Annotated in this window: 19 protein-coding genes; 6 read left to right on the plus strand and 13 right to left on the minus strand. The window is 48.3% G+C overall.

The genetic code is table 11. The features are described from left to right. Positions 1-65 precede the first annotated feature (65 nt). The 5 genes from EST55_RS03680 (at position 66) to EST55_RS03700 (ending at position 3,304) form a co-directional block, all read left to right on the plus strand. Positions 66-842, plus strand: coding sequence for an alpha/beta fold hydrolase (locus EST55_RS03680; protein WP_100691960.1), 777 nt, complete (start codon positions 66-68; stop codon positions 840-842). An 87-nt stretch (positions 843-929) separates the two neighbouring features. Then, a complete protein-coding gene (locus EST55_RS03685) occupies positions 930-1,145 on the plus strand; it encodes a DUF2788 domain-containing protein (RefSeq protein ID WP_088768012.1) in 216 nt (71 codons plus the stop codon). A gap of 93 nt (positions 1,146-1,238) precedes the next feature. Continuing rightward, positions 1,239-1,772 carry a flavodoxin FldA gene (gene fldA / locus EST55_RS03690; protein WP_100691959.1) on the plus strand — a complete coding sequence of 178 codons (534 nt, stop codon included), beginning with the start codon at positions 1,239-1,241 and terminating at the stop codon, positions 1,770-1,772. 46 nt (positions 1,773-1,818) lie between these two features. Next, positions 1,819-2,265, plus strand: coding sequence for a ferric iron uptake transcriptional regulator (fur, locus tag EST55_RS03695; protein WP_088768010.1), 447 nt, complete (start codon positions 1,819-1,821; stop codon positions 2,263-2,265). Position 2,266: 1 nt separating this feature from the next. Beyond that, the gene (locus EST55_RS03700; protein WP_129496537.1) at positions 2,267-3,304 is read left to right on the plus strand and encodes a saccharopine dehydrogenase NADP-binding domain-containing protein; all 1,038 of its coding nucleotides are present in this window, start codon (positions 2,267-2,269) and stop codon (positions 3,302-3,304) included. Here the strand turns inward: EST55_RS03700 and glnS are convergent. The 6 genes from glnS to EST55_RS03730 are packed head-to-tail and all read right to left on the minus strand — an operon-like array spanning position 3,291 to position 8,163. Further along, positions 3,291-4,976 carry a glutamine--tRNA ligase gene (gene glnS, locus EST55_RS03705; RefSeq protein ID WP_129496538.1) on the minus strand — a complete coding sequence of 562 codons (1,686 nt, stop codon included), beginning with the start codon at positions 4,974-4,976 and terminating at the stop codon, positions 3,291-3,293. The two genes, EST55_RS03700 and glnS, sit on opposite strands and share 14 nt — an antisense overlap. Before the next feature lie 48 nt (positions 4,977-5,024). Then, on the minus strand, positions 5,025-5,978 hold the full coding sequence (locus EST55_RS03710) for a biotin-dependent carboxyltransferase family protein (RefSeq protein WP_129496539.1): 954 nt from the start codon (positions 5,976-5,978) through the stop codon (positions 5,025-5,027). After that, entirely contained in the window at positions 5,975-6,703 is a 729-nt protein-coding gene (gene pxpB, locus EST55_RS03715; protein ID WP_129496540.1) for a 5-oxoprolinase subunit PxpB, read from the minus strand. Before pxpB ends, EST55_RS03710 begins: the two co-directional genes overlap by 4 nt. Continuing rightward, on the minus strand, positions 6,696-7,451 hold the full coding sequence (locus EST55_RS03720) for a 5-oxoprolinase subunit PxpA (protein WP_129496541.1): 756 nt from the start codon (positions 7,449-7,451) through the stop codon (positions 6,696-6,698). Before EST55_RS03720 ends, pxpB begins: the two co-directional genes overlap by 8 nt. 14 nt (positions 7,452-7,465) lie before the next feature. Then, on the minus strand, positions 7,466-7,873 hold the full coding sequence (locus tag EST55_RS03725) for a hypothetical protein (protein WP_088768004.1): 408 nt from the start codon (positions 7,871-7,873) through the stop codon (positions 7,466-7,468). Positions 7,874-7,899: 26 nt separating this feature from the next. Beyond that, positions 7,900-8,163: a hypothetical protein gene (locus EST55_RS03730; RefSeq protein WP_088768003.1), complete on the minus strand. Its 264-nt coding sequence runs from the start codon at positions 8,161-8,163 to the stop codon at positions 7,900-7,902. Between the two features lie 102 nt (positions 8,164-8,265). Here EST55_RS03730 and EST55_RS03735 point away from each other — a divergent pair, with 102 nt between their 5' ends. Continuing rightward, on the plus strand, positions 8,266-8,718 hold the full coding sequence (locus tag EST55_RS03735) for a hypothetical protein (protein ID WP_129496542.1): 453 nt from the start codon (positions 8,266-8,268) through the stop codon (positions 8,716-8,718). A 7-nt stretch (positions 8,719-8,725) separates the two neighbouring features. Here the strand turns inward: EST55_RS03735 and EST55_RS03740 are convergent, their stop codons facing one another. The 7 genes from EST55_RS03740 to EST55_RS03770 form a co-directional block, all read right to left on the minus strand. Continuing rightward, the gene (locus EST55_RS03740; RefSeq protein ID WP_129496543.1) at positions 8,726-9,496 is read right to left on the minus strand and encodes an SDR family oxidoreductase; all 771 of its coding nucleotides are present in this window, start codon (positions 9,494-9,496) and stop codon (positions 8,726-8,728) included. Positions 9,497-9,524: 28 nt separating this feature from the next. Beyond that, complete coding sequence (locus tag EST55_RS03745) at positions 9,525-10,607, minus strand: phosphotransferase family protein (protein WP_129496544.1); 1,083 nt, start codon at positions 10,605-10,607, stop codon at positions 9,525-9,527. Continuing rightward, positions 10,600-11,835, minus strand: a complete 1,236-nt coding sequence (locus tag EST55_RS03750; protein ID WP_129496545.1) for an acyl-CoA dehydrogenase family protein — start codon at positions 11,833-11,835, stop codon at positions 10,600-10,602. The genes EST55_RS03745 and EST55_RS03750 overlap by 8 nt, the downstream gene beginning before the upstream one ends. A gap of 85 nt (positions 11,836-11,920) precedes the next feature. Continuing rightward, complete coding sequence (locus EST55_RS03755; protein ID WP_058578972.1) at positions 11,921-12,364, minus strand: CopD family protein; 444 nt, start codon at positions 12,362-12,364, stop codon at positions 11,921-11,923. Between the two features lie 13 nt (positions 12,365-12,377). Next, positions 12,378-12,884: a GNAT family N-acetyltransferase gene (locus EST55_RS03760; protein ID WP_129496546.1), complete on the minus strand. Its 507-nt coding sequence runs from the start codon at positions 12,882-12,884 to the stop codon at positions 12,378-12,380. Between the two features lie 22 nt (positions 12,885-12,906). Then, positions 12,907-13,419, minus strand: coding sequence for a hypothetical protein (locus tag EST55_RS03765; RefSeq protein ID WP_129496547.1), 513 nt, complete (start codon positions 13,417-13,419; stop codon positions 12,907-12,909). 25 nt (positions 13,420-13,444) lie between these two features. Beyond that, positions 13,445-13,984 (minus strand): hypothetical protein, encoded by a 540-nt coding sequence (locus EST55_RS03770; protein ID WP_129496548.1) that lies wholly within the window; start codon positions 13,982-13,984, stop codon positions 13,445-13,447. Positions 13,985-14,050: the final 66 nt, after the last annotated feature.

A 14,050-nucleotide genomic window follows, 5' to 3' on the forward strand; every position in this document is an offset into this window, starting at 1 on the left:
TCGCTTGCATCGGCATCACAAAGCCTTGAAAATAGACCGCAAAGTTTATCACTAAAGGCGACTCGATGGCAGACTCTAAACAATTGAATCATGAAACGCTGGGCGACGCTAAGAACCCCGCAGTCATTATCATTCACGGACTGTTCGGCGACAAAGACAACCTGAAGCGTTTGGCACGTGACCTTGAGCCTGATTTTTACTGCGTGTTGCCAGACGTCAGAAACCACGGCGATTCATTTCACAGCAACGACATGACCTACCCCAGCATGGCTGATGACATTATTGCGCTTGCGGATGACCTTAACTTAGATTCGTTTCATTTAGTTGGTCACTCGATGGGTGGCAAAATTGCTATGGAAGTTGCTATGAGCGCTCCCAAACGAGTTTTGTCAGCGGTGTTCGCCGATATATCCCCTGCGGCTTATGAAGGCACCCATGACCGCATTATGGAGGCGCTTTGTGCGCTTGACCTTTCTCAGGTTAAAAGCCGTGGTGACGCTGACAAGCAACTAGCCGACGCCATTGCCGAAAAAGGCGTACGCCAGTTTCTGCTGAAAAACTTAAAACGTACCGACGACGGCTATCAGTGGCGCTTGAATCTGGACGCACTTAAAGAGTGCTATAGCGAAATATCCGGTGCGGTGAGTGAAAAGACGTACGATGGAAAAGCACTTTTTATTAAAGGCGGAAACTCGAATTATCTGACAGAGAAACACGAAGGCGCCGTGAAAAAACGTTTTTCTAAAGCGGCCGTTAAAGTCATTGATGACACAGGTCATTGGTTGCACGCCGAAAAACCACGTATATTTAACCGTTTAGTGCGTGACTTTCTAACCGCCTGAGGTCGCTAATTTACCGACTTTATGCTATTCTACGGCGGCTTAAAACAAGTCCCGTAATAGTCGCAGATTCCAGCAAGGAGTAGTTGTATGTTGGCTGAATATTATGAACAACTGGAAATTCTTGGCACTAATATCACGCTGGGAATTCTCTTCTTGCTAATTGGTCTGGCGATACGCGACGTTTTAAAACGCTCCTCGGTACCCAGGTTTGGCCAAATTATTGTTTGGTTAGTGCTATTTCTGGGCTGCTTTGGCTTTATTGCCAAAGGCATTATTCAAGTCCTGTGGGAGTCAGGTATTTAAAAATTATTTACGTCACTGAATGCGGTTCGTGAGTTATAAGACGCGATAATTCATTCAGTATTGTTGATTCGTATAAACAGGTGAAAATAATTTATGGCAACGGTTGGAATTTTCTTTGGTAGCGACACAGGCAACACAGAAGCTGTCGCTCAGATGATTCAAAAAGAGCTTGGAAAAAAGCTGGTCGATGTAAAAGACATCGCTAAATCCAGCAAAGAAGACATTGCCAGTTACGATTTACTGCTGTTCGGTATCCCAACGTGGTACTACGGCGAAGCTCAGTGCGACTGGGACGACTTTTTCCCAGAGTTGGAAGAAATCGACTTTACCGACAAATTAATCGGTATTTTTGGTTGTGGCGATCAGGAAGACTACGCAGAATACTTTCTTGACGCTATGGGTATGGTGCGTGACATTGTTGAAGCCAAAGGCGGCATCATTATTGGTCACTGGCCAACCGAAGGCTACAACTTTGAAGACTCTAAAGGCTTGGTCGATGACGATCATTTTGTCGGCCTGGGTATTGACGAAGACCGTCAGCCAGAACTGACTAAAGAGCGCGTCACTAAATGGTGTCAGCAAGTCTACGAAGAAATGTGCCTGGCAGAACTGGCAAATGACAGTTAATACAGGGTATGCTGTTAACTAAGTTTGACTGAGATTAAGAATAATTATGGCGAGTAACGACGAACAGTTAAAAAAAGCAGGTTTAAAAGTCACATCTCCGCGAATGAAAATTCTGGAGATTCTGAAAAAACCAGAGAATCAGCATATCAGCGCTGAGGACGTGTACAAAATCCTGCTTGAACAAAAAGACGAAATCGGCTTGGCCACGGTTTATCGTGTTCTAAACCAGTTTGACGACGCGGGCATTATTACTCGCCATCATTTTGAAGGCGGTCGTTCGGTGTTCGAGTTGAGCGCTAAAGAGCACCACGATCATCTAGTGTGTCTAACCTGTGGCCATGTCTTCGAATTTGAAGACGACGTCATAGAGGAGCGTCAGGAGAAAGTAGCCGCGGCTAATAAGCTAACGCTGACCAACCACAGCTTGTATTTATACGGTGAGTGCCAGCGTGGCGAAAATTGCGAGTACAAACTGGCAATCGAGGCGGAATAGCATGGCATTGCGATGGCTCATTTATGGTGCCTACGGGTATTCAGGAAAGCTCATCGCACATCAAGCCAAGCGACGCGGGTATCACCCAATTCTCGCCGGTCGTAATGAAGCGTCACTGGAGCCAGTGGCGCGTCACCTCGAATTTGAATACCGCAATTTTTCACTCGACAACATCGACACAGTTAAAAGCCAACTGACCGATGTCGACTTAGTTCTGAACTGCGCCGGTCCATTTAGCAAAACTGCCGCCCCGCTTATTCAAGCATGCATTGATACCCAAACACACTATCTCGATATAACCGGGGAAATTGACGTATTTGAGTATGCGCATTCCAAGCATCAAAAGGCCAAAGCAGCGGGTATTGTGTTGTGTCCCGGAGTGGGCTTCGACGTTATTCCTACCGACTGTGTAGCAGCGCGATTGAACGCACAAATGCCGGAAGCGACGCATCTAAAACTAGGGTTCGATTCAGGTTCTCGCATGAGCCGGGGTACGGCTAAAACCAGTATTGAACGCTTAGGTCGCGGCGGCGCTGCTCGTGTAAACGGACAAATTATCGATGTACCGCACGCCTGGCATTCACAATGGATAGACTTTGGTAATGGTAAAAAGTGCGCCATGACCATTCCGTGGGGCGACGTTTCAACCGCTTATTACACCACTGATATTCCCAACATTGAAGTGTACATTCCAGCCAGCCCGCGTTTAGTTAAAAAAATGCGCCGTATGAACTGGTTCCGCTTTGTCTTTAACTGGAAGTGGGTACAGCGAAAACTGAAGCAAAAGCTCGAATCTCAGCCAGCCGGCCCGGAAGAGAAAGAACGAAAAGACAACCCAACCTATGTTTGGGGAGAAATTTCTGATGATCGCGGCAATACAAAAGAGTTGCGAGTGAAAGTGAAAAATGGATACTCGTTAACAGCCGAAGGTGCTGTTGAGTTGGCCGTACATACCTTAAGCCAGAAACACACAGGGGGCTTTTACACCCCCTCTCGTTTATACGGCGCTAAGCTACTGGACCAATTTACGATTCAGTAGTTTGTTGCTGCTCTATTTTCGCCCAGCTGTCGCGTAAACCGACCGTCTGGTTGAAAATAAGGCGCCCTTCTTTTTCAGCGTCTGTGTCTAAGCAGTAGTACCCCAAGCGTTCAAACTGGAAGTTTTCACCCAGTTTTGCGTTCGCCAGGTTCGCTTCCACAAAACCTTTCTTTATGATCAAAGACTCTGGGTTCAGTGTCGAGAACAAGTCTTCCTCGGCGGCAGGGTTTGGCACCTGAAACAAGCGATCGTACACACGGAACTCCGCTTCCTTCGCCGTTTCTGCCGACACCCAGTGAATGACACCTTTGACCTTACGACCGTCGGCAGGATCTTTGCCCAGCGTATCAGCGTCGTAGTGACAGTAAATGGTCGTGATGTTGCCGTCAGCGTCCTTTTCAACTCTATCCGCTCGAATAACGTACGCATTTCTTAAGCGCACTTCCTTATCCAACACCAGGCGTTTGAACTTCTTATTCGCTGATTCACGGAAGTCTTCGCGCTCTATCCAAAGTTCGCGGCTGAACGTAACGTCACGCTCGCCCATTTCTGGTTTATTCGGGTGGTTTGGCGCATTCAGCGACTCGGTTTGGTCTTCCGGGTAGTTTTCAATAACGATTTTTACCGGATCCATCACTGCCATTGCACGCGGCGCATTTTCGTTTAAGTCGTCACGGATACAGGCTTCGAGCATGCTCATTTCAACCTGGTTATCCATTTTCGTGACACCAATACGACGGCAGAACTCACGAATAGACTCTGGTGTGTAACCACGGCGGCGCAAGCCAGCAATACTGGCAACACGCGGGTCGTCCCATCCAGTGACTTTGCCTTCCTCCACCAACGTATTAATAATGCGCTTACTCATTACCGTGTACTGCAGATTTAGGCGTGAAAACTCAATTTGCTGCGGGTGGCAGTCAATGCTGATGTTGTCCAGTACCCAGTCGTACAAACGGCGATTGTCCTGAAACTCCAAAGTACATAAAGAATGCGTAATGCCTTCCAGCGCATCGGAAATGCAGTGGGTAAAGTCGTACATTGGGTAAACGCACCACTTGTCGCCCGTTTGGTGGTGATGCGCAAAACGTACACGGTAAATTACCGGGTCACGCATACACATAAACGGCGAGCTCATATCGATTTTGGCACGCAGCGCCGCTTTACCTTCTTCATATTTACCTGCGGTCATGTCGGCAAAGTGCTTCAGGTTCTCATCCACTGAAGTATCACGATACGGACTGTTTTTACCCGGTTCTTTCAAAGTGCCACGCATTTCGCGCATGTCTTCCTGCGACGAGAAGTCGACATAGGCCAATCCTTTCTCGATAAGCTCTACCGCATAGGCATGTAGCTGATCAAAATAATTTGACGAATAACGCGGCTCGCCTTCCCACTGATACCCAAGCCACTCAACGTCCTGCTTAATCGAATTAACGTAGTCGACCTTCTCTTTCAAAGGGTTGGTATCGTCAAAACGTAAGTTACACGTACCGTTGTAGTCTTCCGCAATGCCAAAGTTCAGCACGATTGATTTGGCATGACCAATATGCAGGAAACCATTCGGCTCCGGCGGAAAACGGGTATGCACCGTTGAGTGTTTACCACTGGCCAAATCTTTATCGATGATTTGGCGAATAAAGTTACTGGGACGAGAATCGGTATCAGCCATTAAATTGTTGTCTCCGCTACAGAATGAACACGGGAAATTAGAAAGGCGCTATGATCGCAGGTTATCGCCGCCCTGACAAGGCAGACGCACATTAAAAAACTGATAAAAGCGGCGTAATTGCTGTTGTGCGACCGACGCATCTACACGAGTGAAACGCACTTTTTGGCCCGGCTGTAATTGCGCCAACTTTCCTAAGTCGACCGGGTTAATAACACCCAACTTGGGGTAACCACCCAGCGTTTGCCTATCGTGCATCATAATAATGGGCTGTCCGTCTGAGGGCACCTGCACCGAGCCAATGTTAATCCCCTCGGAGACCAAGCCCTTTTTCGGCGTTTCCAGCGATTTACCAGCTAAACGAATCCCCATGCGGTTACTGTCTTTACTGACTTCAAAATCTTCATAGCAAAAGGCTTCACGCGCCGACATTGGGAAGTCGTCATACTGGTAGCCCGGGATAAGCCCCAGCACGGGTGTTTTTGTGTAGTCACTGCGGTAAGCCCAGCTCACACGCCGTGAAGGCTGCGGTGTATCACAGTGAAAACGCAGGGTATCGCCGCTTTGTAACGCCGAACCGTCACCTGACAACCCGCCCACACTGTCGCGCTCCACAGTAGCGCAACTGCCCCATTTCGACTCAACTTGAAAGCCACCCTGCACCGCCAGATACAAGCGTAAACCAGCTTTCGCGTAACCTATCTTCAAACGCTGACCAGCTTTCACTTCAAAATTTTGCCACAGGGTTAGCGGTTCATCGTCCAGGTGTGCATCGGCATCAGCGCCGGTCAGGGCAAAACAACCGTCTTGCTGAAATTCAACTTCCAGACCACCTAGAGTAATTTCCAACTGAGTGGCATTAAAATGATTATCCAGTAATCGATTTGCCCATAAAAACGCATTCTCGTCCACTGGACCACCACGGGTTAAGCCTTTGGACAAATAACCAAAACGGCCAAAATCCTGCACAACCGTTTTCATACCTGCATCAAGAACTTTCATCATGACAACGACTCCAGCGAGCCACCGGCTTGCTCAAATTCGTCTTTCGACACTGCTTTAAACTGCACTCTGTCACCCACTTTCATCGGGCTAATGTTATCGGCCTTAGGGTCATATAAGGTTTCTGCCGTGCGGCCAATAATGTTCCAGCCACCTGGTGACGCTGACGGGTACACGGCCGTTTGCGCTTCAGCTATGGCCACACTGCCCGCTGGAATCTTGGTTCTTGGGTTATCTAAACGGGGCAGCCGCAGCTTTTCGGGTAGTTCGCCTAAATACGCAAAGCCCGGCGCAAAGCCCATCGCATACACCCGATACTCTTGCTCGGTGTGTAATTGAATAATGTCGTCAATTGACAAGGAGGTTTGCTCGGCCGCGCGCTCCAAGTCAGGTCCAACGCTGGCGTCGTAATAAACGTCAATGGTATGCAGCGTGCTCTCTGCAGAGGCGCTGTCTGCAAACCCATTTTGCGCTAGCTCATCAATAAGCTCTCGTACCTGTTCACGTAGCTCGTTCTCAGAAAGTGACAGTACGTTGTAGTAAATCATTACTGAGTTGTAGGAAGGAACCAGATCGTATAGTTTGTCACCTAATGACTCGCCAACGCGAGTTGTTAACGCCATGACCCTGTCGTTAACTTTTGGATCAATGCCTTCGCCCAGATACACCAAAATGGCGTCAGCGCCGGCGGTGACTATTTTTGGAAAATCGCTTTCTGCGTTACTCATCACTTCCTTTTACTATCTGTCTCAACTGTTTCACGGTTTCAATGGCTCTTGGGTTGTCACCATGCACACATAACGAATCAATTTGAATACTCAGTGACGTACCGTTAACACTGGTAATCGACTTACCTTCAGTAAACGATTGTGCCTGCTCCAGCATTGCATCTGTATCGCTGTGTACGGCATCGTCGTGCTTGCGCGAACGCAGCTTTCCATTGTCATCGTAGGCGCGGTCTGCAAAGCCCTCAAACCACAGGGTCACACCAAACTGTGCGGCACGTTCTTTCCAGGCATGGTTTTCCGGCGTAGCCATCATCATAAGCGGCAACTCGTCATTACCTTGTAATGCCGTAATTGCCTGACATACAGCATCGAACAGCGGGCCGTCGTTCAGCATGTCGTTATACAGTGCACCGTGTGGCTTTACGTATTCCACTTTGGTACGCTCACCAGCACAAATACCCTGCAAGGCGCCCAGCTGATACTGCACCATCGCCGTCACCTCTTCCGGCTTACAGGCCATGTGCCGACGCCCAAAACCGACCAGGTCAGGATATGCTGGGTGCGCACCAATTTTAACACCATACTCCTTCGCCAAACGCACCGTATTCTTCATGGTTAACGGGTCAGACGCATGAAAGCCACAGGCAATATTCGCACAATCGATGTGCGGCATAATGAGTTCGTCGGCACCCATTTTCCAGGCACCGAAGCTTTCACCAATGTCTGCGTTAAGCGTTACTTTCTTCATTAAGGACTCTTTATTTACGACTTTTTCTCTTTCTCTGAACTGCGTGCTTCAATGTCGCCCAGTAAACGCGTCAAACTGACAGCAAACAAATACAAGCCAATACCGACAGCGCCTAACTGCAGCGGCGGTAACGCCAGCACAAACAGCTGGTGCTTCACATAAACTGCCACACCACCAATAATGCCCATGGTGGTTATCGCGCTAGCAACTAGCACCACCGGCGGTAACCACGAGAGCAACCAACGGAATTTCAGCAGCGCACACACACCGCCAAGTACCACACCCCAGGCAATAGGTAAGCCCAGCTGATACCAACCCAGATTGTAGTCTGCGATAACACTAATGAGCTGCTCTTGAGTAGCTGAGTAAAAGAATAAGCCCACTGCGCCGGCTAAAATGACAATCCGTTTTTTTAAATCCATGAATAATTCCCGATGTTCTAAGACTCTTATACAAAGAGGCTGATAATAAAAATAATAATCGCGATAATGGGTATCCACAAAATAGGTGACTGATACCATTTCAACGGCGCTGTCTGGCCTTTTGTGTCCAGCGAGCTGAGCGTTGGTTGGCGGTACAGCCAAATAATGCCCACCAACATCAATGCCGCACCGGCCAGTCGGACATTGGTGTCATTGTCGCTGACAACTCCCAACACCGCCATTAGCAGCCCGGCTATTAGTATTAGAAGAGCCAGTACCCTTTGCCACATATATACCCCCGCGTTTGTTCTTATAGTTGTTCTTGTTGTTAATCGCTTTATACTAATCGTTTTACTGTAATGACTCTATACTGTATCAGCTTCTGAGGCCATATGTTAAAACGAATTCTGCTACCAATTGCCGCCATTATTATTACCGTTGGGGTTATTCTCGGTAGCGCAGTTATTTATCAAAAAACCACCATGCAGCCCGACTTGCCGACCGACGAAGACTGCGACATTCAACAGTTGGTGAATAATGGCGACGGCTCGTTAGAAGCGCATACCTACTGGTGTAAGCGCGGTAGCGACAAACAGTGGCAAGGGCATGAAGTATGGCTTTATGAGCCGCGTGTCGAAAAGTGGCAGCGTATACTGACAACCGAGCACGACGGCTGCATGAAATTAACGCTGAGCGAGCAACAACTGGACATTAACCACGACGGCGACCGCGGCAATATGAACTTAGTGGAACCGGTATTTTTATATAACGACGCCAACGGAGTAAGTCAGTCACTGTCGGTACAAGTGTCTACCGCCGGCGACGCCGATTGTTCTGGTGAATAACCGAGAGTTAAGCCAGCTTCAACACCCATTTCAATGGCAGACGTTTCATTAGGAATGCCATTAACGCCCAGGGCCAGTAAGGGACATAGGCTTTTACTGGCTCTTTATTAATGGCCTTTGCAAGTAACCGACACCCCGTTTCCGTATCGACCATAAAGGGTGTGTTTTTCACTTTTTCATTGATTTCAGAGCGAATGTACCCCGGATAAATGGTCGACACTTTTATCGGGCTGTTACTGCCATAAGTTTTCATTAAATCCGCACGAATGCCCTCGGTTAACGACGCCAGTCCCGCCTTGGTTGCTGCATACACCGTCATGGCACGTGGCATACCACGGAACGCACTCATGGAAGAAATAGTCACCAAGTGCCCGCCCTTTTGCTCGCGCAGAATTTCCATAGCCGCTTCGCATTGCGCCAACGCCGCCACAAAGTTGGTTTCTGCCGTGGCTTTATTGGCCTCAAAGTAACCCGTACCTAACGCCGCACCTTTGCCCATGCCTGCGTTAATAATAAAGCGGTCAATTTGGCCCTGCTCTTGTCTAAACTCCTGAAACACTCGAAATACGTCTTCGTGGGCGTTTACGTCCAACGTTTTAATGCTGACGGTTATGCCTGAATGCTTGTCTTCCAGTTCGTTTTTGAGCGCTTCTAAGCGATCTAACCGGCGGGCGCACAGACACAAATTTTTGCCTTCAGCAGCAAACTCACGTGCCATACCCTGCCCTAAACCTGAGCTGGCACCGGTAATTAAAATGGTTTTCCGTTCTTGCGGCATTATTGAGCTCTCTTTTTATTATAATTCGTTACGCTTTTGCGATACGGCGACGGCAGCGCCACAGCAAATAGTTCACCAAAAACCAGAAGTTCTTAAAGGCTTTGTTCGTGGTTTGTTTATGGTGATACCGATAGTAAATTTGCTGCGCAATAACCGCCAAACGGAACAAGCCAAACACCTCATAAAAGGCAAAGTCTTCGACCTTGGTGCCGGTACGTTCGCAGTAATAATCGATAATTTCTTTTCGCGTTAGCATGCCCGGGTAGTCGCTGGGTTGGCGTTTGGTCGCGCGCGCCACTTTGTCATCGCCCGCTTCTATCCAGTACGCCAGCGAATTACCCAAGTCCATTAACGGGTTGCCTAGGGTCGCCAGCTCCCAGTCGAGAATACCGATAATATCGGTTGGGTCTTCAGGATTCAGAATCAGGTTATCTAACCGAAAGTCGTTATGAACCAGGCATATTTTTTCGTTCTCTGGCTGATTTTCTTGTAGCCAGCGCATGACTGACTTAGCACCAAACACATTCCAGGTTTTCGCCTTTTCATAACGGCTGCACCAGCCATTGACCTGACGCTCGGTATAACCCTTACCTTTGGCTATTTTACGAAGCCTTGTGCTGTCTAAGTCGACATTATGCAATTCAATAAGCTTGTCGAGTGCGTTCGTACAAAGCTGACGAGCCTGCTCAGCAGTTAAGTCCAGCTCTTTAGGGAAACGGCGGCGTGGAATAATGCCGGTAATGTGTTCCATAACGTAAAACTCAGCACCAATAACCGACTCGTCCTTACAATGCGCCAGCATACGCGGCACATAAGGAAACGCCGGACGCAAACGTTTTTGCAGGCGGTACTCGCGCCCCATGTCATGGGCTGACTTTGCTTTTGTGCCCTCCGGCGGGCGACGCAACACTAACGCTAAACCATCATAGTCCAAACGATACGTCCAGTTTGACACACCGCCGGTGTACTGCGTAACTCTGAGCTCACCTCGGCTTTCCGGCAGCTCGTTTCCTATGTTCTCAGCCAGCCAGTTGTCCAGTGCTTCAACCGGCAGCGCTTCCTCTTCGCGAACCTCGCTAGCTTGATCCGTTATTGTTGACGCGTCAGTCATTAATACGCCCTTTCCATTGTTTCAATTCTGATTTTGCAATGGTCGCACGGTGAACCGCATCGGGTCCATCGGCAATACGTAGTGAACGAGCCACAGTTAATAACCCAGGTAACGGCGTGTCGTGACACATAGAAGCGCCACCAAACAGCTGCATGGTTTCATCTACCACTTTCTGCAATACGTTAGGCGCCACCAGCTTAATGGCCGATATTTCTTTTATGGCTTTCATGGCGCCAATGTTGTCAATTTGCCAGGCCGCGTGCAGGGTCAGTAAACGCGCTTGATCAATCGCAACACGCAAGTCTGCCAACCGTTCACTGTTACCGCCCAGCTTCAATAACGGTTCGCCGAAAGCGATGCGTGACGTACCGCGCTCAATGAATAATTCCAGCGCCCGCTCTGCCGCACCAATAGCCCGCATACAGTGATGAATACGCCCGGGGCCTAAACGCCCCTGCGCAATTTTAAAACCCGCACCGGGGCCGACAATAATGTTCTCTTTGGGAACGCGCACGTTGTCGAACACCACCTCACCATGACCATAAGGCGCGTCGTACTCGCCTAACGCCGGCAGCATGCGCTCTATATTAACGCCCGGAGTGTTTAGCGGCACCAATACCATAGAGTGACGATGATGTTTTTCAGCGTCTTCGTCGGTCAACCCCATAACAATGGCAATTTCGGCGTCAGGGTGGCCTAAACCGGTACTCCACCACTTACGACCATTAATAACCCAGTCTGAGCCGTCGGCAACAATGGTCGTTTGCATATTGGTAGCATCGGAGGACGCGACATCGGGTTCGGTCATACAAAACACCGAGCGAATGTCGCCGTTTAAAAGCGGCGTTAACCACTGCTCTTGCTGCGGGTCATCACCAAAGTGATACAGCACTTCCATATTGCCGGTGTCGGGAGCGTTACAGTTGAACACCTCAGGCGCTAACAAGCTGCGACCCATGCGCTCCGCCAGCGGTGCGTATTCCAGCGTCGTTAAGCCAGCACCCAGTTCGTCGTCCGGCAAAAACAGGTTCCAAAGTCCCTGCTCTTTCGCTAACTGCTTAAGCTCAGCCACCCTCGGCGGCACCTGCCACTCGCGCCAGTTCGGCGTGCTGTTCAGCCGATAATTCTCTTTTTGATACTGGTCTTCATACGGCTCAGTATGCTCGCGCATAAACGCGTCAAGCCGCGCCAAATAGTCCTTTGTTTTCGCACTGTAGGAAAAGTCCATAATGCCCGCTCCCAACGAATAGTTAACAGCATTGTAGACTTGAAAGTGTTGGTGGTACAACCAGAGTTGGGGGGGGGCAAAGCGCTCAATAAAACCAACCAGTGCGGAAAGACACACCGACAACAACGAATAGGATGGAAATAACCGTGACTGACACAATGTGCCAGGCCATGAGGTTTAGGTTCGCAGGTGAAAGGTTCGGAATGACTCGAAACCTTGCGCTAATAGCAAAACCAGCTGTTAGCGCCAGCAAACCCAGCTTTGCCATTATTGGATAAGCGACGGGGTTACTGGTATTGAACCACTGACTGACATCTGGCAGTAGCCTGTACGCCAGCATTACCCCGGTAATGATCTGAACAATGAGTGCGGGCATGCCTATTTTTTCGTACGCGGACTCAAAGTTTAAAAGTAGCTGAGGAGAGCGCTCTCTCAAGACTCTGGGTAATATAGCGAATGCCAAAACAATGTGTCCGCCTGTCCAGATGGTTGCCGCAAGAATGTGGAGTAGTAAAAGTGAGCCGTACATTAGAAGCCGCCTTTCAGCCTAGGTATTCGTATAAATTATTCTGAGAACCGTACCATTCTATTGTCTCTTTGAATCTGAAACCAATAGTTTCCAGCAGCTTGTTTGATCTAACGTTGTCGGGATGAGTGACAGCAACAACTTTGTCGAGTGAACAGGTTTTCATAACGGTTTTTAAGGCATTTTCCGCAGCCTCTCTCGCATAACCTTTGCCGCTGTATTCTGGTAAAAAAGCGTAGCCTAAATCCGGACTTTCTAATTCGTCTCGCTTCAATAAGCCACACATGCCAATTGGCGTGTAGTTTTCTTTTAGGCAAACCAAGTTGAGACTGAAGCCGTGCTGCTCATAACTAGCCATAGGTCCCGTTTTAAGATAATTAATTGCATCTTCTTGCGTACGAACGTTTTTATCGCCTATGAACCGTATAAATAGGTCATCGTTGAGTAACTGAATAACAAAGGCAGCATCGCTGAACTCAAACTGCCTGACAGTTAGGCGCTTCGTTTCACAGACTATTTTCATGGAAGCCCTTTTATAACCATGGTTATTGGTAACCCGAAAGAATTTCCCAGTTATTCTCAAACTCAGCGACGTCTTTGATATTGAGTATCGCTTGTGGTGAATCCCCGCCTCCAGGGCGGCGGTAGTCGTGCTTTTCCATGAACGCTACGTACCTATCGACAATTTTTTTCTGTATGTCACGCTCAGTACAGATAAAGAATCTAGATCCACTGACTTCTGAGTCAGGCAGCCGCACCAAAATCCAGATCAAATCGGGGTGCTTGAGAGGTGTTAATTCGCCCAGTGTTTGACGGTTATTCTCATCAATACTGTGATTACACCACTTATCGATTGTGGACTGAACCAGAGCTCCCTTAGTACTCGCTTTAACCTGAACAGGAAAAGACTTTAATGACTCGGAATGTACTGCTGTAACATCAAACCCAGGCACATTCCCAGAATACGGAGAAGCATAATAACCTAACGTACCCAGTACTGCCGAAACCAGATGTTCGCCAATCTGTCCTGTTAGTTTATTTGATGTTCCTGATGCCATATATTGTTTTCTTGTTCTTAACGCCTCAATCAGCTGCCGCGTCAGCGGTCTGCTGCATTGGTTTGTTAGGCTTTTTTAAAATGTGAGTTTTCCGCTTAAATGCATAACTGAAAGCGACCCCATACAAAAACATCATGAAAGCAAAAAGAAATGAGAGCGCAGCAAATCCTTGTGCTGAAGCGCCTTCTGCGGGATTCCTATAGATAAACAAAGAAATCGCCAACATCGTTCCCGTGGCAGATGATCCGAAGACATAAATAGTCTTTGGCATTTCACATAGAACTTCATTAACGTAAAACTCGACATATTTATTATCGAATATTCGGCCTAGCGCAGAGAACAGCCCAATAACTACCAGAATTGCTAAAAACGTCAGCCCTACTTCAGTGAGAGATCCATCGTTTATTTTTTGATTAGCAAATTCTACAAGTTTCTCTTCACTGTTCAAAAAGTTTGACGTGAAAACTGCAACCATGAAAAAAACCAAGACCTGCGACATAAAAATGACAAGCTCACTAAATACGAACTTACCGATGCTCTGTTTGTACTGGTCAACCTTATCCACTCAACCTCCTTATAGAGCCTAACGCCAAGCTAAGCGGTGCCCTGTCAAGGGCATCCGGTGGACGGC

The organism is Idiomarina sp. 29L, from assembly GCF_004123135.1.
In the GTDB taxonomy this organism is placed as follows: Bacteria; Pseudomonadota; Gammaproteobacteria; order Enterobacterales; family Alteromonadaceae; genus Idiomarina.

Coding starts and splice junctions, on each gene's coding strand:
- EST55_RS03680 (WP_100691960.1), top strand. CDS start 66: ATGGCAGACTCTAAACAATTGAATCATGAAACGCTGGGCGACGCTAAG.
- EST55_RS03685 (WP_088768012.1), top strand. CDS start 930: ATGTTGGCTGAATATTATGAACAACTGGAAATTCTTGGCACTAATATC.
- fldA (WP_100691959.1), top strand. CDS start 1,239: ATGGCAACGGTTGGAATTTTCTTTGGTAGCGACACAGGCAACACAGAA.
- fur (WP_088768010.1), top strand. CDS start 1,819: ATGGCGAGTAACGACGAACAGTTAAAAAAAGCAGGTTTAAAAGTCACA.
- EST55_RS03700 (WP_129496537.1), top strand. CDS start 2,267: ATGGCATTGCGATGGCTCATTTATGGTGCCTACGGGTATTCAGGAAAG.
- glnS (WP_129496538.1), bottom strand. CDS start 4,976: ATGGCTGATACCGATTCTCGTCCCAGTAACTTTATTCGCCAAATCATC.
- EST55_RS03710 (WP_129496539.1), bottom strand. CDS start 5,978: ATGATGAAAGTTCTTGATGCAGGTATGAAAACGGTTGTGCAGGATTTT.
- pxpB (WP_129496540.1), bottom strand. CDS start 6,703: ATGAGTAACGCAGAAAGCGATTTTCCAAAAATAGTCACCGCCGGCGCT.
- EST55_RS03720 (WP_129496541.1), bottom strand. CDS start 7,451: ATGAAGAAAGTAACGCTTAACGCAGACATTGGTGAAAGCTTCGGTGCC.
- EST55_RS03725 (WP_088768004.1), bottom strand. CDS start 7,873: ATGGATTTAAAAAAACGGATTGTCATTTTAGCCGGCGCAGTGGGCTTA.
- EST55_RS03730 (WP_088768003.1), bottom strand. CDS start 8,163: ATGTGGCAAAGGGTACTGGCTCTTCTAATACTAATAGCCGGGCTGCTA.
- EST55_RS03735 (WP_129496542.1), top strand. CDS start 8,266: ATGTTAAAACGAATTCTGCTACCAATTGCCGCCATTATTATTACCGTT.
- EST55_RS03740 (WP_129496543.1), bottom strand. CDS start 9,496: ATGCCGCAAGAACGGAAAACCATTTTAATTACCGGTGCCAGCTCAGGT.
- EST55_RS03745 (WP_129496544.1), bottom strand. CDS start 10,607: ATGACTGACGCGTCAACAATAACGGATCAAGCTAGCGAGGTTCGCGAA.
- EST55_RS03750 (WP_129496545.1), bottom strand. CDS start 11,835: ATGGACTTTTCCTACAGTGCGAAAACAAAGGACTATTTGGCGCGGCTT.
- EST55_RS03755 (WP_058578972.1), bottom strand. CDS start 12,364: ATGTACGGCTCACTTTTACTACTCCACATTCTTGCGGCAACCATCTGG.
- EST55_RS03760 (WP_129496546.1), bottom strand. CDS start 12,884: ATGAAAATAGTCTGTGAAACGAAGCGCCTAACTGTCAGGCAGTTTGAG.
- EST55_RS03765 (WP_129496547.1), bottom strand. CDS start 13,419: ATGGCATCAGGAACATCAAATAAACTAACAGGACAGATTGGCGAACAT.